General features: G+C 32.7%; 22 protein-coding genes. 12 read left to right on the top strand and 10 right to left on the bottom strand.

The genetic code is table 11. The annotated features are described in order from the left end of the window. Positions 1 to 159 precede the first annotated feature (159 nt). Genes HYY69_08255 through HYY69_08245 form a run of 3 tightly spaced genes read left to right on the top strand, consistent with a single transcriptional unit; the run spans position 160 to position 1,859 of the window. Positions 160 to 684 carry a nucleotidyltransferase domain-containing protein gene (locus HYY69_08255; protein MBI3033440.1) on the top strand — a complete coding sequence of 175 codons (525 nt, stop codon included), beginning with the start codon at positions 160 to 162 and terminating at the stop codon, positions 682 to 684. Beyond that, on the top strand, positions 681 to 1,115 hold the full coding sequence (locus HYY69_08250) for a hypothetical protein (GenBank protein MBI3033439.1): 435 nt from the start codon (positions 681 to 683) through the stop codon (positions 1,113 to 1,115). Before HYY69_08255 ends, HYY69_08250 begins: the two co-directional genes overlap by 4 nt. An 18-nt stretch (positions 1,116 to 1,133) precedes the next feature. Then, the gene (locus HYY69_08245) at positions 1,134 to 1,859 is read left to right on the top strand and encodes a hypothetical protein (GenBank protein ID MBI3033438.1); all 726 of its coding nucleotides are present in this window, start codon (positions 1,134 to 1,136) and stop codon (positions 1,857 to 1,859) included. On the opposite strand, the gene HYY69_08240 is transcribed toward HYY69_08245, so the two are convergent. After that, positions 1,856 to 2,260 (bottom strand): ATP-binding protein, encoded by a 405-nt coding sequence (locus HYY69_08240; GenBank protein ID MBI3033437.1) that lies wholly within the window; start codon positions 2,258 to 2,260, stop codon positions 1,856 to 1,858. The genes HYY69_08245 and HYY69_08240 overlap by 4 nt on opposite strands. Then, positions 2,200 to 2,592 carry an ATP-binding protein gene (locus HYY69_08235; GenBank protein ID MBI3033436.1) on the bottom strand — a complete coding sequence of 131 codons (393 nt, stop codon included), beginning with the start codon at positions 2,590 to 2,592 and terminating at the stop codon, positions 2,200 to 2,202. The genes HYY69_08240 and HYY69_08235 overlap by 61 nt, the downstream gene beginning before the upstream one ends. A 382-nt stretch (positions 2,593 to 2,974) precedes the next feature. Here HYY69_08235 and HYY69_08230 point away from each other — a divergent pair, with 382 nt between their 5' ends. The 4 genes from HYY69_08230 to HYY69_08215 all read left to right on the top strand — a co-directional run bounded on the left by HYY69_08230 (position 2,975) and on the right by HYY69_08215 (position 4,846). Further along, positions 2,975 to 3,193: a hypothetical protein gene (locus tag HYY69_08230; GenBank protein MBI3033435.1), complete on the top strand. Its 219-nt coding sequence runs from the start codon at positions 2,975 to 2,977 to the stop codon at positions 3,191 to 3,193. Position 3,194: 1 nt separating this feature from the next. Next, complete coding sequence (locus tag HYY69_08225) at positions 3,195 to 3,488, top strand: AbrB/MazE/SpoVT family DNA-binding domain-containing protein (protein MBI3033434.1); 294 nt, start codon at positions 3,195 to 3,197, stop codon at positions 3,486 to 3,488. Between the two features lie 70 nt (positions 3,489 to 3,558). Beyond that, entirely contained in the window at positions 3,559 to 4,200 is a 642-nt protein-coding gene (locus HYY69_08220; GenBank protein ID MBI3033433.1) for a hypothetical protein, read from the top strand. After that, positions 4,187 to 4,846: a hypothetical protein gene (locus HYY69_08215; protein MBI3033432.1), complete on the top strand. Its 660-nt coding sequence runs from the start codon at positions 4,187 to 4,189 to the stop codon at positions 4,844 to 4,846. Before HYY69_08220 ends, HYY69_08215 begins: the two co-directional genes overlap by 14 nt. Positions 4,847 to 5,065: 219 nt before the next feature. Here the strand turns inward: HYY69_08215 and HYY69_08210 are convergent, their stop codons facing one another. From HYY69_08210 to HYY69_08200, 3 genes are all read right to left on the bottom strand, one after another. Continuing rightward, positions 5,066 to 5,662 (bottom strand): hypothetical protein, encoded by a 597-nt coding sequence (locus HYY69_08210; GenBank protein MBI3033431.1) that lies wholly within the window; start codon positions 5,660 to 5,662, stop codon positions 5,066 to 5,068. Between the two features lie 61 nt (positions 5,663 to 5,723). Continuing rightward, the gene (locus HYY69_08205) at positions 5,724 to 6,656 is read right to left on the bottom strand and encodes a hypothetical protein (GenBank protein ID MBI3033430.1); all 933 of its coding nucleotides are present in this window, start codon (positions 6,654 to 6,656) and stop codon (positions 5,724 to 5,726) included. Positions 6,657 to 6,987: 331 nt separating this feature from the next. Continuing rightward, a complete protein-coding gene (locus HYY69_08200) occupies positions 6,988 to 7,131 on the bottom strand; it encodes a hypothetical protein (GenBank protein MBI3033429.1) in 144 nt (47 codons plus the stop codon). Positions 7,132 to 7,222: 91 nt separating this feature from the next. On the opposite strand from HYY69_08200, the gene HYY69_08195 reads away from it, so the two are divergent. Genes HYY69_08195 through HYY69_08185 form a run of 3 tightly spaced genes read left to right on the top strand, consistent with a single transcriptional unit; the run spans position 7,223 to position 10,253 of the window. Next, the gene (locus HYY69_08195; protein ID MBI3033428.1) at positions 7,223 to 8,545 is read left to right on the top strand and encodes a ThiF family adenylyltransferase; all 1,323 of its coding nucleotides are present in this window, start codon (positions 7,223 to 7,225) and stop codon (positions 8,543 to 8,545) included. Beyond that, the gene (locus HYY69_08190) at positions 8,546 to 8,857 is read left to right on the top strand and encodes a hypothetical protein (protein ID MBI3033427.1); all 312 of its coding nucleotides are present in this window, start codon (positions 8,546 to 8,548) and stop codon (positions 8,855 to 8,857) included. It begins immediately after the preceding gene. A gap of 4 nt (positions 8,858 to 8,861) precedes the next feature. Continuing rightward, the gene (locus HYY69_08185; GenBank protein ID MBI3033426.1) at positions 8,862 to 10,253 is read left to right on the top strand and encodes a cysteine--tRNA ligase; all 1,392 of its coding nucleotides are present in this window, start codon (positions 8,862 to 8,864) and stop codon (positions 10,251 to 10,253) included. A 16-nt stretch (positions 10,254 to 10,269) separates the two neighbouring features. Here HYY69_08185 and HYY69_08180 read toward each other — a convergent pair whose 3' ends face one another. Beyond that, positions 10,270 to 10,410 carry a hypothetical protein gene (locus tag HYY69_08180; GenBank protein MBI3033425.1) on the bottom strand — a complete coding sequence of 47 codons (141 nt, stop codon included), beginning with the start codon at positions 10,408 to 10,410 and terminating at the stop codon, positions 10,270 to 10,272. Between the two features lie 283 nt (positions 10,411 to 10,693). Between HYY69_08180 and HYY69_08175 the strand changes: the two genes are divergently transcribed. Further along, positions 10,694 to 12,796: an amino acid permease gene (locus HYY69_08175; protein ID MBI3033424.1), complete on the top strand. Its 2,103-nt coding sequence runs from the start codon at positions 10,694 to 10,696 to the stop codon at positions 12,794 to 12,796. A gap of 304 nt (positions 12,797 to 13,100) precedes the next feature. Here the strand turns inward: HYY69_08175 and HYY69_08170 are convergent, their stop codons facing one another. Together HYY69_08170 and HYY69_08165 are read right to left on the bottom strand one after the other, a co-directional pair. Continuing rightward, positions 13,101 to 13,400 (bottom strand): hypothetical protein, encoded by a 300-nt coding sequence (locus HYY69_08170; GenBank protein ID MBI3033423.1) that lies wholly within the window; start codon positions 13,398 to 13,400, stop codon positions 13,101 to 13,103. A 343-nt stretch (positions 13,401 to 13,743) separates the two neighbouring features. Then, entirely contained in the window at positions 13,744 to 15,255 is a 1,512-nt protein-coding gene (locus tag HYY69_08165; protein MBI3033422.1) for a glycosyltransferase family 39 protein, read from the bottom strand. Between the two features lie 44 nt (positions 15,256 to 15,299). On the opposite strand from HYY69_08165, the gene HYY69_08160 reads away from it, so the two are divergent. Then, complete coding sequence (locus HYY69_08160) at positions 15,300 to 16,670, top strand: glycosyltransferase family 39 protein (GenBank protein MBI3033421.1); 1,371 nt, start codon at positions 15,300 to 15,302, stop codon at positions 16,668 to 16,670. Here the strand turns inward: HYY69_08160 and HYY69_08155 are convergent. Together HYY69_08155 and HYY69_08150 are read right to left on the bottom strand one after the other, a co-directional pair. Further along, positions 16,663 to 17,409 carry a hypothetical protein gene (locus HYY69_08155; GenBank protein ID MBI3033420.1) on the bottom strand — a complete coding sequence of 249 codons (747 nt, stop codon included), beginning with the start codon at positions 17,407 to 17,409 and terminating at the stop codon, positions 16,663 to 16,665. The two genes, HYY69_08160 and HYY69_08155, sit on opposite strands and share 8 nt — an antisense overlap. 4 nt (positions 17,410 to 17,413) lie before the next feature. Next, positions 17,414 to 18,664: a glycosyltransferase family 2 protein gene (locus tag HYY69_08150; protein MBI3033419.1), complete on the bottom strand. Its 1,251-nt coding sequence runs from the start codon at positions 18,662 to 18,664 to the stop codon at positions 17,414 to 17,416.

Raw genomic sequence — 18,664 nt, 5'->3', positions numbered from 1 at the left:
CTTAACAATAATACTTATCTGCTAATATTTAAATAGTAATTCTCCATTTATGGAGTATAAAAGAAAAAGTTTATATCTAAGCTAATTCAAGTAGCATATATTATAATGGCAAGAAGATTACATAAACTTTAAATATCAGTTGTCAACTATAGTTTACATATGATAACAAAAGACAACAACTTCAAGGTAATGGAACTTTTTTTTAAGTATCCGCAAAAATCGTTTCATATTCGTGAGCTTGCTCGTTTAACAGGATTATCAGCAACAGGTATTATTAAAATAGTAAAGAGACTAAAGAAAGAAAATTTGCTAGTGTCGCATAAAACAGATACTACTGAAGAAATCAGTCCTAATACAGACGCAAATTTCTTTCATATGAAGCGGTTATATAATATTTATTCATTATATGATGTAGGATTGATAGAAATGCTCAAAAAATATTATGAATATCCGAAAGCAATTATATTGTTTGGCAGCTACGTAAATGGCACTGATAGTGAAAAAAGTGATATTGATATTGCAATATTTGCATCTCAAAAAGAGATTCCAGATATAACAGAATTTGAAAAAAAACTTGCAAGAAAAATAAACATTCATGTTTTAACTGTTGAAAATATCAGCAGAGAATTCAAAAATTCGCTTGCCAATGGAATAACCTTAGAAGGATTTGTTGAGTTGATATGATGATAAAACCATTTGATTATTTTGTAAAAGAAAACATGGTAAGAAAAACAATTTCCAATACAAGCATGGCAAAAGCATTTGTTGAAAAAGCAACTATTCGTCTTAACAGAATTAAAGAAATTTCAGAAAAGGAATCATCAATAGTTTTTGAAGATATTTATGAATGTTTGCGGGAAGCAGCGCAGTCATTAATGGAACTAAAAGGATATAAGCCTTATTCGCATGAAGCCTTAATTTCATTTTTATATGAAGAAAAATTATTGTCGCAAGAAAAAATAGTTATTCTCGATAATTATAGAATACTGAGAAATAATTCAGTGTATCTTGCCCAGAAAATATCATTGGGAAAAACAGAGGAAGCATATCAATTTGCAAAGATTATACTTCCTGAAATAAAAAACAAGTTAGATGAATTATTAAAAAATAAATGAACTAATAAATGACTTAAAATGCCAGATAGACAAATCTTAGAAGACATTGGCCTTACTCAGGCAGAAATCAAGATCTATTTAGCGCTCTTAGAACTCGGTACTTCTACAGCTGGCCCCATTCTCCAAAAAACAGGGCTGCAAAATTCGGTTGTTCATATGACGTTGCACAAACTAATAGAAAAAGGATTAATCTCATCAATCAAAGAAGGCAAAATAAATCATTATCAAGCAGCTGATCCAAAACATATTATTGAATTTATTAATGAGAAGAAAGAACGATTTGAACAAATTCTTCCCGAACTTTTAATCAAACAACAGACAGCCCAAGAAACATCAGAAATAACAACCTTTCGCGGTATAAGAGGAATCAAAGAATTATTGTTTGAATTATTGGATGCAGGCGGCAATGAACATCACACTATTGGATCAGCAAAAGAATCTTTAATATTAGGTGATGACTGGTGGGTTTCTTATCATAAAAAAAGAGCAGAAAAAGGAATAACCGCAAAATTAATATTTAATGAATCATTGCAGTTCTGGAAAGCTGAAGCAAAATACCCTAATTCAGAAATCCGTTACACTAAAACAGGGTTTGAACCATTAACAGAAACCATTATACGAAATGATAAAATTGGCATTTTAATTTGGACAGAAAAACCATTAGGGATTTTAATCCACAACAAAGCAGCAGCAGAATCTTATGATAAATTCTTTAATCTGCTTTGGGAAACAGGAAAGAATTAATTATTTGAGATCAACCATTTATATAACGGAATAAATTTAATGTTTCCATGAAAATCAAACCATTGTTTTTCTTCTTCACCTTCATAATCTGAAGTTATTATCATCAGATTGTTGCAGTCTAATTCTTTTGAAGCTTTTAATAAAGCGCGTATTTCACGTTCCTTTGTTTTTCCATTATTAAGATCGGAGCATACTTGTATTAATTGCGTTATCTTTGTTCCTTCTTTTATAATAAAATCTACTTCTTCCTGCTGAACATTTTTCCACGAAAAGAATTGTAATTGGTTAGAGAGTTCTTTTTTCTTTAATTCGTAGGCAACTATATTTTCGTACAGTTTACCTATATTCGGTGATATACTGAAAGCCTTTGCATATATGAATCCATTATCATAACAATATATTTTTTATTTGTTGATAATTGCTGTTTAACTTTATAAGAAAATCTATTCACACTGAAAAAAATAAATGTTTCTTCCATATAACTAAGGTATTTTTGAATAGTAGTCGTGCTTATCTTAGTCAATTTTGATAATTTATGATAGGAATATTCAGATGCAATACTAGATAATAAATAAGTGACAAGATCTTCTAATTCTTTTGTTGCTCGTAGGTTATACCTTTTTACAATATCTTTGTACAATATGGAATTAAATAACGTTAAAAGATATTCTTTATAATCTATTTTCTTAATCAGTGGTTCAGGGTAACCGCCAAAAACTGCGTATTGATGCAATGAGGGAGTATGTACTGATTAATTTTTCTTTTACTTTTTACTTTATTATTTTAATTCTCATAATCTTTCCGCTTGTCCAGTGTGAATTTTCGAATCAGCCTATAAAAAACAAATTCTAAATTTTAAAAACAATTTACTATTAGACAATACGATGTCCAGTGGGAAAATTAAGACAAATTAACCTATTACACTTGAAACTTTATAAAACAACACGTAAACATTTCGAAGTCTTCGAAATGGTTTCGAAATTACCGTTTCCACTGGACATGGTGACGTAGAGTATATAAACTGGGAGTGTCAAAATCTTATTGAGGTTAATACAAATGATAATATTTATATATATCATTTAATATCATTTAATATCATTTAGTATTATTGAGGCATGGACAGATCTAAGTATGAAATAGAAATCAAACGTTACGCCTTTATTCGGGCAATGGAACGTAATATTGATCCAGATTTAATTGAAAACACTATTATGACAGGCAAAGTAAACTATTATGGTAAAAATTACGTGAAATTTATATCAAGATCTGTTATTTGTGTAGGAGAAATAACCGGACAAAAAATAAAAATATTCACCGTAGAATGGAGAAACTAAGATGAAAAAATGTTCAGAATGTAAAAATAAAATGGTTGAATTAGAAGATAAAACACCAGAAGGATTTAGTTATACCTATCATAAATGTAACTCTTGTGGAGAGGAAATACTGAATATGAACCAACTGCATCAAGTTGCAAATAAATATCGTGCCATGAAGAAATATCGTGTAAAATTAACTAAATGGGGTTTAAGTTATGGCATTAGAATACCAAAAGAATTAATGAACGAATATGATTTTGGCGATGAAGTTTCATTAGTAGCAGAGAAAAAAGGCTTATTAATTGTTCCATAAATTAAATAATTCCAATTTTCCGTAATCTTTCCGCTTGTCCAGTGTGAACTCTCCAATAAGGCTATAACCAATGATATTAGTCAACTGCCATGAACCAAAAGAAATGCAAATCTTGCTCAGCGAGCAAACCAAAATTGAAGTCAAATATTTTACTCCTGGTGATTACCTTATTGGCAAGATTGCGGTTGAAAGAAAAACCTATGCTGATTTTCTTGCTTCTCTTGCCTCTCATCGTTTATTTGAACAATTAGAGCGTTTACGTTATTGTTATCAAGTATGTTATCTGATCATAGAAACAGAAGATATTTCATCAATACGATATAATCAAATTATCTATGGTCCAATAATCACTATTTTATCTACTTTAAGCATAAAAGTAATAATTACTTTTAGTAAAAAGCAAACAGTTCATGTTCTTAGATTATTAGAAAGCAATAGTTTACGTTATAGGGATATTGGTATGATTCAGCATAAGCAAAAAAAACTTCCACTCTCAAAAATACCTCTGCAAATGCTTCTCACTATTCCAGGTATTGGTTATAAACGTGCTAAGTTATTATTGTCGCATTTCGGTAATTTGCAGAATATTTTTAATGCAGAACCATCTACCATAGCTCAATATAGTGGATTTGGAAGGAAAATGGGAGAAACCATTAAAGATATTCTGTCCATTGAGCATAATTCAAGAGCATCTCCAAATGATAAAAATTAATATAACTAACCAAAAAGAAGTTGCATATAGTATTCTCACGTTAATTAAAAATCTTGAAATCCAGTTTGGCAAAACAACACTTTCGCAGATACTTTACGGAAGCAAAACTATTAGTAATAGCTATAAACATATTGATGCTGATGAATATTACGGATGCTTAAGCGCTTTTTCTCTCGATCAAATAAAGAATCTTATTGAGCAGTTAATCTCACAAGAATATCTTGTATCCATTAATGTCGGTCTTGAGTACGAGATGATGGTTATAAAAATAACTGAAAAAGCAAAAATGGCATTAGATGCAAATAAGGATATTTCACTAAATCTTCCTAAAGTGTATGTTCCTGAGTTCAGTTCAGCGGATAGCATTTCGATCATAGATCAAAATATACTTACGCAATATTACGATATTAAAGTTCAGTTGAAAAAATTAGAAGAAAAAGAAGAGGAACTAAAGAACATCATTAAAAATACAATGCTTGAAAATAATCTTCCACAAATACACACTGCTTTTATGGATATCTTCTGCAAGAAAATAGAGCGAGTTATCTATACTAAAGAAAAGGTAGAACTATATGTTCCCACAGAGATACTTGATAAAATTAAAACAGTAAAAGAAAGTGTAGTATTAACCACAAAATTGAAATAAGTGATTTTAATGCAGATAAACGTACGTAATAAGTCTTCTATGGTTTTAGCGCCGGTTCAGCTTTTCAAGCATATATCAATTGGATTTTTCTCTCTGGAACTCCGAAAAATCCCCAATATAAATTTAAGAAGAGCTTCACAAAAATAGGCGCTAAACCCCCAGACTTATTACGTACAGATAAACATAATATTTAGATAATAACCTATTGAATATAAATAATTAAGGTTTCTGTTGGGATACCGTTATTTCCCCAACATATTTCCTAAGAAATATACAACTTACTGGATTTGGTGACATGATAGTAACATCGTGAACTGCATCACTTCCTGACGGAGTTCTTTGGGTTGCATCATAAACCTCTACTTGATAACCTAATCTTAAAGGAGATAAGAGTGCATTAGAGAAAGGAGGTACATAACAACCATCTATTGATCTTACAGCAGTTGGTTCTTTTCCCAAATCACGTCCTGCAGGTCGATATCCTTCTAAACTATCCTCACCAATATTTGCTCCTGCTGCGGGATCAATACCTTCTCTAACTTCTAAATACCATCTTTTTTCTCTTTCAGGTTGCTTAAATCCTACTATAATAACATCTCCAACAGCTATTATCTCTGGTACAAATCTTCTATAATCAAATCCTTCTCGTGCTGCTGCTAATGGAGTAACATCAATATAAATCTCTCCTTGAGATCTTAATGTATAGGTAAGACCGTGTTCGGTCATAAACCTATTTACCAAAGTATCAGGGGTTGGTACTTGTTCAGGTCTTAACCAACACTCACCAAAAAAAAGCACACACTCATCTAAACTCATCGTTACTCACTATCAAGAGAAATTAAGCATAATTTATAAATGTTTCAGTAACGCGAGTAAATCACAATTTCTCCCTAAATCCCTTACTAACCGTGGTTGTCCAGAACCCTGGTAGATTATTGCTGACAAACCCCTTAAAGGTTTCAGAATACACGTAGGTTAATCCGGAGATCTTCTTATACTTTTTGAACTTCTCTTCAACTTCATCATAAATTTCTTTTATTTTCTTCCGCTCAAAATCTTTTTGTAATAATGAGCTTGGCTTTAACATCAGATAATCAGCTTGTCGTATCGCATTAATTTCAATATTAGCAGAATTCTGTGAGATGAAAATAATGCTTAAATCTTTATGCCGCGCAATTAAAATGAGTTCAGTCAATACTTTGTTGCTTTCACTCATCGATTGCCGGGAGCTAAATAATATGCCGCCTTCATCAACAAGAACAACGCTGTTATTTTCAATGTCTTCGATTTTGTCTACTGTTGTGATCCATTTTGGCAGATCCTTGAATCCCATCGCAAAACATGCCCGTTTTGTTTCATGATGAATGTTCTCTAATAAACGCAATCCTAACCCTGTTTTTCCACTGCCACGCGCTCCGAGAATAATACCAATCAAACTAGCGCTCGTCAACAAGCGCTGCTCAAAACCTTCTTTGCTGCCTTTAATTGCTTCAATCAGTTTCAAAGGTTGATACGTTGATTTTCTTTTAGGTTTTGCAAATGATTCTTGAACAATAGGAACTATATTTTTTTTGCTTTTTTCAGAATCTTCAGTTTGTAATCCAGCTAACCGTTCTTCCTCTTTTTTCTCCTTTAGTTCTTTATACCAATAATACAATTTTTTGCAACCAAGATATATTCCTTTAAATGTATAATATATTCCTTGAGAAATACTTTTGATTATGAACCATAATACTTTCATAATCCATAACACTCTTAACAACCATGGTGCTTTTTTGAATTTTTTAGAACTGCTCTTCTTTTTAGCCATATATCGGCAATAATAGTGTATTTTATTAATTTTTAGGTGTGCCTCGATGAAAAATATAGGTTCGCTCTTATAGAATAGCAAGCATTAAATAGTTCTCGTTATGTATTATGCTGAATAAAATTGAAGAACATGGTCCATATTGTGGAAAGTTGTTGGATTCTCAGCTTTTTATCTATGAAATTAAAAACATCCATCCGCCAATTAGACTTTATTTCAAACATAATCAAGCCACTGATGAAATATATGTATTTGAATTCGAAATGAAATCGAGTGAAGATAAACAGCAGCGAACAATAGAAAAAATTAAGTCAAAAGCAAAAGAACTAAAATCCTATATCCTTTCGACTATATTTTTACCTTTACAAATATTATCTTCAAATTCAAGCAATCTTTTATAGATTTTACTATCTCTAAGAGTTTCTAATTCTTGTTTCATTTGTTGAAAGTCTTCAACGGGTATTGCGATAGTCTTCATAATTATAGTATAACCTTTAGACTATAAATAGTTTTCTCTTTTAGTCTTTTGTGAAACAGGATTAGTAATAGATTAGGTGATAAAATATTTGATGGTAAAAGCAAGATTTTCAAAAAAGAATATTTGGATAAAAACACATCAATTCTACGAGAAATACGGCAGAAAAACAATTGTTATTGCCAATGAGAACTTTGCAAAATACTCGCAAAGCTCGGGTTACTGCCAGTTCGCATTGAGATCTTTGTTAAACAAAGCAATTTTCTCTCTGGAACTCCGAAAATTGCTCGATAAGTCTTTCGAAAATGCTCACGAAATTGGCAGTAACCATAATTTTGCAAAGTTCTCCAATAGTTTTAAAAATCAAGGTTTGTATCTTGCTACTATGGATAACACTGATTATCGAGAAAGGTATTCGCGCCAGATTTTATACCAAGGAATTGGCAAGAAGGGACAACAAACATTGCAGCGTGCAACTATAGCGATTATTGGTCTTGGCGCATTAGGTAGTGTAACAGCAGAGTTATTGGTACGCGCAGGAATAGGAAAACTTGTACTCATTGATCGCGATTGTGTAGAACTATCAAATCTTCAGCGCCAGCATTTATATAAGCAAGAAGATATAGGAAAACCTAAAGTCATTGCTGCAAAAGATGCTTTATTTGCCATCAATCCTTCAATTGCTGTTACTTCTAATCCTGTTGATCTTACCTCCAAAAATATTGAAGCACTTTTGAAATCTGCAAAGATCATTATTGATGGCACTGACAATCTCGCAACAAGATACTTGATTAATGATTATGGAAGAAAATATAATAAAACATGGATTTATGGCGGAGCTATTGCAAGCATTGGCACGGTAATGGTTATAGATAACAGAAATAACAATAACGATGCTAAGAAAAGTACTCCTTGCTTTTCCTGTGTTTTTCCTGATTGCCAGCCTGAAGGAACTTGTGATACTATTGGAGTTCTTAATAGTATTACAACAATCGTTGGTGCGTTAGAAGCAAATGAATGCATTAAGATAGTGCTAGGACAAGAGCATGAACAACAGCTGATTAGAATTGATCTTAACAACCAACCTATTGGGAATAATAGTAATAATCGTTTTCAAACATTACAAGTTAAACAACGAAAGAATTGTAGCACCTGTTTAGGACATTACGAATACTTAGATGGTAGGAAACTAACGAAGAATATTCGCTTTTGCAGTTCTGGGCAGTTTCAGTTTTATGGAAAAAAACAATCATTACAGCAGGTTAAAAAAAGATTAGAAAAACTAGGAAAGGTTATTTTCTTACCAGGCTGTTTGCATTTTAAACAAGTTACCATTTTCAATGATGGAAGATGCCTGATTAAAGCAAAAGATCTACGTGAAGCAAAAAATCTCTACGCAAAATATATTGGTGACTGAATGGACAGCTCTTTACCTCAGTTTGATAAATTGATGACTCGTTTGATTATTGAAAAATGCAAAACAAGGGCTGCTATTTCTTGCAGATTTCCCGATGATTTACGGCATAAAATTAAGCTTGACTTAGCAGAACTCAAGAAAAGATTCTCTGTAAAAAGCGATGCTGGCATTGCCCTTGTCCTTGAGATAGACAGCCTGGAGATTATTGTCCATGGATATGGGGAATTATTATTCAAAACTATTGATCCAGCTAAGCTCGATCGTATTGAAAAAATTGCTCATAAAATATATAAAGCTGGTTTAGATTTCTAAACTTATGAGCTTATGTTTTCACAATACCTTAACAGGAAAGAAAGAACTTTTTGAACCATTAAGATCACATCAAGTACGCATGTATAACTGCGGACCAACAGTTTATGATTATGCGCATATTGGTAATTTTAGAGCATATATCTGTTCTGATATTCTTAAACGATACCTAATCTATAAAGGATTTAAGGTAAAACAAGTGATGAATATAACAGATGTTGATGATAAAACTATCCGCGCATCACAAAAAGCTGGATTAACCCTGCAAGCATATACTGACAAATACACGCAGGCATTTTTTGAAGATTTAGAAACATTGCGTATTTCAAAACCTGATATCTTTCCTCGAGCAACAGCCTATATTGATGATATGGTGGCCCTCATTAAAGACTTACTCAATAAAGGACTTGCTTATAAAGCACCTGATGGGATTTATTATGCTATTTCAAAGTTTAAAAGTTATGGAAAATTATCAAAAATTGATCTTCATCAAACTAAAGCTGGAGTTCGTGTGCAACAAGATGAGTATGATAAGCATCAAGCACAAGATTTTGCGCTCTGGAAATTTTGGACAGAAAAAGATGGCGATGTTTTTTGGGAAACAGCATTAGGCAAAGGCAGACCAGGCTGGCATATTGAATGCAGCGCTATGTCTATGAAAAATCTTGGTCAGACTTTTGACATCCACACAGGTGGCATAGACCTTATTTTCCCCCACCATGAAAATGAAATTGCTCAAAGCGAAGCTGCGACCGGAAGAACCTTTGTCAATTATTGGCTCCATAATGAATACATCAAAGTTGATGGGAAGAAAATGAGCAAAAGTCTAGGAAATTTTTATACCCTGCGTGATTTACTTGCCAAAGGTTATAGCAGCAGAGCTATTCGTTATCTCTTATTAAGCACCCAGTATAGACAGCCGTTGAATTTTACCCTACAAGGCGTTGCAGCAAGCCAGCAAGCTGTTGCACGGATTGATGAATTTATGGAGAAACAGGAGAAAGTTTCTGGAAAAGATAATCAAACTATTAAACAAATAATTGCAGACACAAAAAAGCGTTTTGAAACTGCCTTAGATGACGACTTAAATATTTCTGAAGGATTAGCTGCTCTGTTTGATTTTATGAAAGAGATTAATACGCTTATGAGCAACAACCTGTTCAGCCATAAAGATGCTGAAGCTATTAAGGAATGCATGCATCAGTTTGACCTTGTTCTTGGAATTATGCATAAACAACCAGAATCAGTTCCTGAAGAAATAGTTGTGTTAGCAGATCAGCGGGAAGAAGCACGAAAAGTAAAGGATTTTAAAAAAGCTGATCAATTACGCGCTTTACTTGAAAAAAAAGGATATTTGATTGAAGATTTGAAAAACACCTACCTTCTTAAAAAAATGTGAAAAAAATAAAAAATATTTATCTTCGTTTTTTACCTGATTTCCTTTTGCCCCCTCGGTTCATTGCAACCATAGAAACATCTCCATCTTTATCGACGAAGTATAAATAACCGTCTCGTTTCTTGACGCCAACTTTTGCTACTTTTACTACTTTAGCCATTACATTCACCTCATATTGATTATATTGTACATTTTCCAGTCGTTAATAGTATATAAATGTTTTGTTAAAGAGCAAACTATTTAACTAAGGAAATACCGTATTTAGAAAACTTTGCAAAATACTCGCATAGCTCGGGTTACTGCCAGTTCGCATTGAGATATATTTTGGATAAAGCAATTTTCTCTCTGGAACCTCGAAAATTGCCCGATAAGTCTTTCGAAAATGCTCATAAAATAGGCAGTAACCATAATTTTGCAAAGTTCTCTTTAACCTTGAGGACCCTATGCCCGAAGAGATACCACGAACTAAGGATGATTTCAGGTATGTAAAGTCTGCTGAAGAACTGCTTGAATTACAATCTGCCAAAGAAACTTCTGGAACTGAACTTAAAAAGACCTTAGGGTTTGGCATTATCTTTGTTTTGGCATTGAACTTTATTTTTGATTCTTCAATATTATATGTTCCCCAATACAGTGTTTATTTTGCTGGAGCAGCATCAATTATTTCATGGATTTTAATGGCGATGATAGGAATCTATGTTGCTCTCTGTTATGCTGAATTAATCAGCATGTTTCCTACTTCAGGAGGTACCTATGAAGTAAGTAAAATCTCATTTGGCACCCTTACCTCATTTATGGTAGGATGGATTACGTGGCTTGTGGGGAATATTGGACTTGCAATTTCGATTCCTGAGGGGCTTCAGATTCTTGTCCCTTATTACACGCCTTTAGCATATATTTTTAAGGCGGTCCTTGTTATAATAACGGTTTACTTTTTTTCAGAGCTTGCTAAGAGAGGAAAAGATATAGGGAGTAAAATAATATTTTACTTTACCCTTCTTATTCTCATTGAATTCATCGTGATTATTCTTCCCATGTTTATTGATTTTCCAGCATTAACTGGAGAAGGAAGATTAACAACAGCGATTATCCCTCAACTCTATCATCCTTTTTTCCCTGCAAAGGATTTCTTCACTAATATCGGGCTAATTTTAGGATCTGTCTTTATTGTAAGTACCTATGCAGCTGGTTTATCTGGAGTTTCTTACCTTTCAGGAGAAGTTAAAGAGCCGCAGAAAACATTGCCCAAGGTTTTCAAGTGGTCAACTATTATTGTAGCAATAACTTCAGTGATTATTGCTATAGCCTCATTAGGAATTATCGACCGTGAAACATTGATTAATTCCGAAAATTATTTTCATGACATTGTGCTTGTCACTCTCGGAGATTATACTCCAATCATTGCAACCATTGTTCTGATTTTTGCAGGATTTATTTATTTCAGCGAAGGCCTGCCCTGGATTTTATCAGGACCAAGACTGATTTTTTCTGTTGCTAAAGATAAATTATTTCCTACCAAATACGCCCAGATCGATAAAGAATTTGGCACACCGCTTCATGCAATAAAATTCCAGAGGACGGTCATCATAATTTTTATTGCTATAACTTATTTTCTTTATATTATGAGTGATGCTTGGGAATTGGATGTATTTTACTATTTGCTTTCACTGTTTATTTCATTATCTATCTTATTAGTAAGCATTACCCTTATTGCTATTCCTGTTTTACGCAAGAAAAAACCACTTGCTGAACGACCTTATAAAGTTCCTTTTGGCACTTGGCTGCCCTATGTTCTTGTTTATTTGTTTATACTGATCTCTGTATTATGGTTTATTCATGAAGAAACTAGAATCCTTGTTTTAGGAACAACGGCCCTGCTCCTGTTGATAGGGATTCTGATGTATGGGCTGCTCATTATTTATTTTGATCCTGAGGTTTACATTAAATTCAAAAAATTTATCGTTGGATTGTATCTCCTTCACGACCAGCTCTTTCTCTCTGATACCGTCAAACAACAAATGTATGATTTTCTTGGAGAGCTTACTTCTAAGAAAGTGCTCCAATATGGATGCACCAGCCATGATTTTACCCTTGAGCTTGCCAAAAAAGTAACTCCTTCAGGAAAAGTCTATGCCACAGACTTGATTGATAAAACTATTGAACGTATTAATTATCATATTAAAAAAGGGAATATTACCCATGTTCATACGATACATGACGAACATCAGGTCAATAGAATACATCCTCACATTCCTCCGGTCGATGCTATTATTTCCCTTGGTATGCTTGGGCATATACAAGACCTCAGAAAAATTGCAAAAGAGATGAACGCACTTTTGTCAGAAGGCGGGAAAATTGTGTTTAAAGAGGAAGTGGATCTTTTCCGGATTATGCCAACCATAGGATGGATAGCACTCCCTGAAAAAGTGGTAGAAATATTTGCTGAAGAAGGAATCAGAATTAATTATGTTTATAAAAAACGCTTGTTCTGGACTGATTTAATCGTCTATGGTATGAAAACAAAATATGACGTCCCTATGGTCTAATTAGTTAAAAAAACAACCGCTGCAGGGTTAACTGCAGCGAGAAAGTCAATGTGCTGGTGGAAATATGCCAACTGAGATTTGTTGGGGGTGTCTATTATGTTTAGACATTAAGACAGTTGACGTTTTCCCACACTACACAAGAGCCTGTCGTTAGTTGATATTATTACTCAAGGAAAAGGCAGCAACAATAATGGCGGCAGACGGTCAAAATTCTGCTGAATTTTGCCCTACCGACCACTCCGAAGGAGCCAACCCTCGGTCGGTCTGCGCCATTGTTGCTGCCTTTTTATGAACATTAGTTTAGTCAATTAGTATGTTGACCGCCGCCAAAGGCTTCTTTGCCAATAATTGCCAATCGCTTTGAAAATGAAAGGTTCCATAATTTGAAGAATTGCTCTACTTCTTCTCCATGCCTCAAGGGAGCAAGGATCACACTTTTACCAATATGAATTAAACGCAAGGCTTTTACCATCCCTGATTTACCATCACGGCCTTTTAATGCATAGTAGAATTTTACTTTCTCTGTATTGTTAAGGTGTTTTGTTGTATAATTGTAAATAACCATTTTTTCTCCCTGGGTGATAAAACCATCATCAGTTAACATGTTAATTTTCTTAATAAAGTATATTTATAAATCTTTTTATGTTAAATATATTAACATAAAAATATCATAGATATATAAAAATGTATTGATAATATCTCTTTTATTCGTTATTTTATGTTAAGTATAATAACATTAAAGTATTATTATATCTTTTTTATTAACTATCTTTCTAATAACGTTATTATTTTTGTTAATGTATTTAACTAGAAGTATATAATAGTTCTTATTTATTATTATATTTTTATCGATTATACTTACATAAACAGGATAAAAACCTATTTTAAATCAACAAAAAAAGATAATTCAACATTTTAAGTTAATCTAATTAACTTAAAATGTTGAATTATCTTTTTTTGTTAGTGTATTTAACACTGTTTTTAGAAATTAAGATTTCCCTGCGTGGGTGTTGTGATCGGGTATAAACTACGGTAAAATAACTCATTATATCCTTATAAAGATCTTGTTTAAGCTGGTCGCACGATTGTGTGAAGCAAGGGTAAAACTCATCATCATAGATTAGTCCATTTGCCTGACCTTTATACTGTGAGTATATATCTCTTGCATCAGATACATTGTTATACATTGGAATAAAAAGCTGATCGTTATATCCTGTAAAATGTGGGTCTGTTGTTAAGAGGGGAGATGAAATATTATAATTGGTTGGATAGTGATAATATTGGTTGATGATATCTGGTTTTTCTTTGATAAAAGGATAGCGATTACTTGTTATTTGCAGCCAAGATGAATAACCTACCAACATAAAAACAAGAATCAACACAAAAAAAAACATATTTTCCTTTTTAGTTATTACGATGTTTGAGAGAACATAGGCACTAAAGATAGCAAGTAAAGGAAGAATTAAAAGAATAAATCTCGATTGTTTGTTGATAATAAAGGTAAGGTAAATAACATATAATAAAATACTCAGACTTATGAGATATCCAGATCGTTGCTTATTGATAAAATAACTCTTGGAATGGAAAAAATAAAAAACTGCGCCTAATAATCCTAGAATAAATAATATATTTTCTTTGACCATGACTATTGGATAGAACAAGAGATTACTTATTGGATTTGAAACTGCATACATTATATTATCCTGATGTATGATTGCTTTTACTACAGGATATATTGTTGCATACAACCATGAACCTGCTGAGTCTTGATATAAAAAACCATTTATTATTAAGAATGGTGTTACCATAATTGCAGCGCCTGAGATGAAATATATGAGTTTTCTACAGAGCCGATTGATATCCCTAGTATCGTAGTTATCGAAAAATAGTATAATACCCATACTTAGCATCATAAAACCTGCAGTGTATTTTGTGAGAAAGGCTAATGCTGCGATTATACCCAAAAGAAAGGGAGATTTGTTTTTTATATACAAATAAACCGTTAATAAAATAAAGAATGCCGCGGGAATTTCAGTCATAATAGTATAACTCTGCTTAAGAAAAAGCTCTGATGACAACAGGAGCAATGGTGGTGTTATACTTAATAATTCTAAGAAATCTTCTTTTTTTAAGATCTCTTTTGCACAGATATACGTCAAAATTATAGTGCCTACTGCAAACAATGTTATCATTATATCTGCTAACAAAATATAGGGTAATTTTAGTTTCCAGAATAATCCTATTATTAATGGTAACAATGGTGGCCTGATTTCTTCCCATAAACCATGAGTTCCTTGACTATAGATATATTTTCCCATACCTAGATATACTGATTCATCCCAACCAAGATCGTGGAACGACGTTGCCATAGCAAAAAGTTTGAAAGAAATAAAGGATATGAGAATAATGACAGAGATAATTCTAATAATTTTGGTAAGATTTTTGGTATCAAACTCCATAGTATCAGAAGCTTTTTTATATATTTAAATGATTTTATGAAAATATGCCTCAATTTACTCAATTTATAGAAAAATATGGGATTTGGATGTTGTTAGGAGTGTTATTGTTCTTGTTTTGGATGCTTAATCATCTTAATCCTGTTCTTGTCTGGGATGAAAATGCCTATTTGGCAAATGCCCGATCTCATCTAGGAACAAGCTATTATACTGAAGACTTTAGATTTCCTCTGCTAGAATATGTAATTGCCGGAGTTTGGATGGTAATTGGGGAATCGCAGTTTGCTGCGCGACTAATTATTATGTTTTTTAGCCTTAGTTCAGTATATTTGTTTTATCTTATTCTTGGAGGTCGTGAATTTTCACATCTAAAACAATTGAGTTATACCTGCTTATTTGCATTCTCCCCCTTGCTTATTATCTGGGGTTATAAAGCATACACTGATGTCCCTGCACTGTTTTTTATTATGCTCAGTTATTATTTCATATTATTGGCTGATGAGAACAAATCAAAATATTATCAATTGCTGTCAGGAATTAGTCTTGGATTAGGAATTCTCTGTAAATTCCCTGCTGCGTTGTTTGCTATTAGTGTAGGAATATATTATGCTAAGTCAATTAAAAAATTATTTTATTTTGGTGTAGGGATTGGCATTTCCTTACTACCGTGGATGTTGTTTAATTATTATCATTACGGAAATCCTTTTTGGGATTTCTTTAGCCAATATGCAATTGTTGAACAATATACAATTTGGCAATCGTGGACAATACAATTTTGGAATATTATCCCTGTACTTGGCATTTTATGGTTATTGTTTTTTTTCGGAATTGTTTATTTTGCGAAACAATTTGATTCAAAAAAACACTTGTTGCTACCTATAATTTATACTGTTATCTTCATTATTTATTTTTATGGCATTACTAATGTTAAATTAGGCAGATATTATTTAGGTGTTTTAGCGTTCCTTTATCTCATCATTATTGAAGGAATTGAATATGTTACCGATTATTTGAAAAATAAACAATCATTATTAATGGCGCGTTTATTTTTTGCAGTAATTATTATTAATAGCTTACTGGTATTTTCTCTTGCTAACTATCAAGAAATTTCCCGCGCTTATTGCCAAGAAGGACTTTCTCAGAGTGTATCTTATATCAAAGATCATACTATGCATGGTGATCATGTTATCAGCAATGCGTGGGTATGGTATGGTTATAGTAATAATCTCAAAGTGAATGCTTTATGGAGCACCAATATTAGTGAGATCCTACTGCCTGAAACAAAATATATCATTATTGACAGCTTGGACGGCGATTATTTTGATAAAAGTATTCTTGATAAAGATAATCGACTTGTCAGAGAGAAAATTATTTTGAGCAATTGTAACAGAGAGATAAGTATTTATCGCGTTATCTAACAGTACTGTTCATTTCTTCAGTTAGATTAAGATAAGGATTACATTGGGGGATTTCATCTTGCAGATGCTCATCTTTGTAGATAGGACATATTTTTGCCAAGAGAGTCTCTGCTGATGAAAATCCTGATATTACTTCACCATTAACCACTAACGTAGGATACTCATAGATTTCATAGGTTGTTTTTAGCATGGCAATCATCCCTTCCTGCTCTGCAAGCCTTTCGTCAAATGCAAAATTCAAAAGCTTATCTTTGAATAACTTTTTCAGATAGGTCAAGACAAAGGCTTGTTCATTGCATTTAGGGCAGATATCTTCATCTGAAAAAAAATAAAGGACTGTTGATCTTTTCTCATCGCAGAGCTTTGAAGCTTTGTCTGCTAAAAACAAATAATTTAACTGCGCTAAGGTATATTCTCTTTTAAGGAGACTGTATTCATATTTATTAATTTGAGAATTCCGATCATAAGTTTCTAATCTCACCCTAGTATCTTCCAATGATTTTATCGCATGGTCAAAGGTTTTTAATAATGCATTACAATCTTTTTTTTCCCCTAAGGTGTTTAAGTATTGATACTGCAGCTGAAGGCTATTAAAATCAACAACCTGCTCTTTTGCTGTTGTTTGAACATACGTAACTCTTTTGCTGTCTATAACCAACCCCAAAAACATCCCCATCAAAAAAATAATTAATGTTATGACAAAAGCAATTATGTATAAGTGTTTACTGACGGTCCGCATGATTTCACCATTTCTGTCTTCTTCCTAAGATAATATCAAATAATACACCGATCCATATAAAACCTAAAATGATAAAGTAGAATATCAAGTATATAAAGATGCTCCATGAACCAAACTTACCTATTTTTTCCCTATTTGCAATAGCTGATTTTTTTAAAAGAGTAATGGTAATAATAAGCATTACTAAGGAAATAAAAAAAGTTACATAACTCAAATCTAATGGTTTAATATTAATAGAAATGTTTCTTAAGAGCGTCATAATATCAAAGTCAACACCTGCGAGATTAATAAAATACATAACATAGGGCTTAAAAAAAGAGTAGATCAAAGCAATGAAAAGGAAAACAATTAGAATCCCAGAGATAAGAACACTCGGAACCTGCATCATGCCAAAGTCACCATAGGTTTTATTGAATAAGGTTTTTCTGTAATGAAGCGCATTCAAGGTTGCACCTTTAAACCACCTATTACGCTGGTGGAAAAGCTCTTTCACGGTACTTGGCGCAAGCGTCTGCACTTCAGTATCCAAGAGCTGAATGATCTTGTAATGATTAACTTGAAGCCTAAATGCTATTTCCAGGTCTTCAGTAATATTTTGTTCGTCAAAACCACCAATTTTTTTCAAAATATCAGCTGCATAGATGCTAAAAGGACCTGGTGTTACATGCACGCAATCGAGTTTTCCCATCAACTCTTTGTAGAACATATTGATAAGATATTCATACCATTGCAGTTTTTGAAGGAGATTTTTCGGCTGATAAACTTTCAATGTTGGCAGGACTGCTGCAACATTGTTATCAACAAAATACGGCAGCATTTTTTTTAAAGCATTTTCTTCGACAAATGAATCTGCATCAAGACAAATGAAATACTCTGTTCTTGTATGCTTTAAACCGAGATTTAAAGCACTCCCCTTGCCTTTATTCTGCTGAGAAAATAATTTGATAGACACATCAGGATTTTGTTTTATTATTTGCTTTACTTTTAAGCTTGTTTTGTCCGTAGAGCCATCATTCACTACAAAAATCTCAATTTTCTTTTCAGGGTAATCCAAATGGATTACCCGATTAAGCGTTTGCCCAATGGAATCCTCTTCGTTATATGCAGGAATTACTATAGTCACTGAAGGCCATTCTGTTATTTTCTTTCGTGGAAACTTCTCCTGCTTTGTAAGCAGAATAATGATCCAGAAGACTGCAAAATACAACGATAGAAAGTACGCAATCCATAAGAAAATTGATAAGATCGTAATCAT

The organism is Candidatus Woesearchaeota archaeon (assembly GCA_016192995.1).
Taxonomy (GTDB): Archaea; Nanobdellota; Nanobdellia; order Woesearchaeales; family DSVV01; genus JACPTB01.
This window is presented reverse-complemented; position numbering and strand designations above follow the sequence as displayed.

Excerpts from the sequence above, each read along its gene's own strand:
- HYY69_08255 (MBI3033440.1), top strand. The coding sequence starts at position 160 with ATGATAACAAAAGACAACAACTTCAAGGTAATGGAACTTTTTTTTAAG.
- HYY69_08250 (MBI3033439.1), top strand. The coding sequence starts at position 681 with ATGATGATAAAACCATTTGATTATTTTGTAAAAGAAAACATGGTAAGA.
- HYY69_08245 (MBI3033438.1), top strand. The coding sequence starts at position 1,134 with ATGCCAGATAGACAAATCTTAGAAGACATTGGCCTTACTCAGGCAGAA.
- HYY69_08230 (MBI3033435.1), top strand. The coding sequence starts at position 2,975 with ATGGACAGATCTAAGTATGAAATAGAAATCAAACGTTACGCCTTTATT.
- HYY69_08225 (MBI3033434.1), top strand. The coding sequence starts at position 3,195 with ATGAAAAAATGTTCAGAATGTAAAAATAAAATGGTTGAATTAGAAGAT.
- HYY69_08220 (MBI3033433.1), top strand. The coding sequence starts at position 3,559 with ATGATATTAGTCAACTGCCATGAACCAAAAGAAATGCAAATCTTGCTC.
- HYY69_08215 (MBI3033432.1), top strand. The coding sequence starts at position 4,187 with ATGATAAAAATTAATATAACTAACCAAAAAGAAGTTGCATATAGTATT.
- HYY69_08210 (MBI3033431.1), bottom strand. The coding sequence starts at position 5,662 with ATGAGTTTAGATGAGTGTGTGCTTTTTTTTGGTGAGTGTTGGTTAAGA.
- HYY69_08205 (MBI3033430.1), bottom strand. The coding sequence starts at position 6,656 with ATGGCTAAAAAGAAGAGCAGTTCTAAAAAATTCAAAAAAGCACCATGG.
- HYY69_08200 (MBI3033429.1), bottom strand. The coding sequence starts at position 7,131 with ATGAAGACTATCGCAATACCCGTTGAAGACTTTCAACAAATGAAACAA.
- HYY69_08195 (MBI3033428.1), top strand. The coding sequence starts at position 7,223 with ATGGTAAAAGCAAGATTTTCAAAAAAGAATATTTGGATAAAAACACAT.
- HYY69_08190 (MBI3033427.1), top strand. The coding sequence starts at position 8,546 with ATGGACAGCTCTTTACCTCAGTTTGATAAATTGATGACTCGTTTGATT.
- HYY69_08185 (MBI3033426.1), top strand. The coding sequence starts at position 8,862 with ATGAGCTTATGTTTTCACAATACCTTAACAGGAAAGAAAGAACTTTTT.
- HYY69_08180 (MBI3033425.1), bottom strand. The coding sequence starts at position 10,410 with ATGGCTAAAGTAGTAAAAGTAGCAAAAGTTGGCGTCAAGAAACGAGAC.
- HYY69_08175 (MBI3033424.1), top strand. The coding sequence starts at position 10,694 with ATGCCCGAAGAGATACCACGAACTAAGGATGATTTCAGGTATGTAAAG.
- HYY69_08170 (MBI3033423.1), bottom strand. The coding sequence starts at position 13,400 with ATGTTAACTGATGATGGTTTTATCACCCAGGGAGAAAAAATGGTTATT.
- HYY69_08165 (MBI3033422.1), bottom strand. The coding sequence starts at position 15,255 with ATGGAGTTTGATACCAAAAATCTTACCAAAATTATTAGAATTATCTCT.
- HYY69_08160 (MBI3033421.1), top strand. The coding sequence starts at position 15,300 with ATGCCTCAATTTACTCAATTTATAGAAAAATATGGGATTTGGATGTTG.
- HYY69_08155 (MBI3033420.1), bottom strand. The coding sequence starts at position 17,409 with ATGCGGACCGTCAGTAAACACTTATACATAATTGCTTTTGTCATAACA.
- HYY69_08150 (MBI3033419.1), bottom strand. The coding sequence starts at position 18,664 with ATGATTACGATCTTATCAATTTTCTTATGGATTGCGTACTTTCTATCG.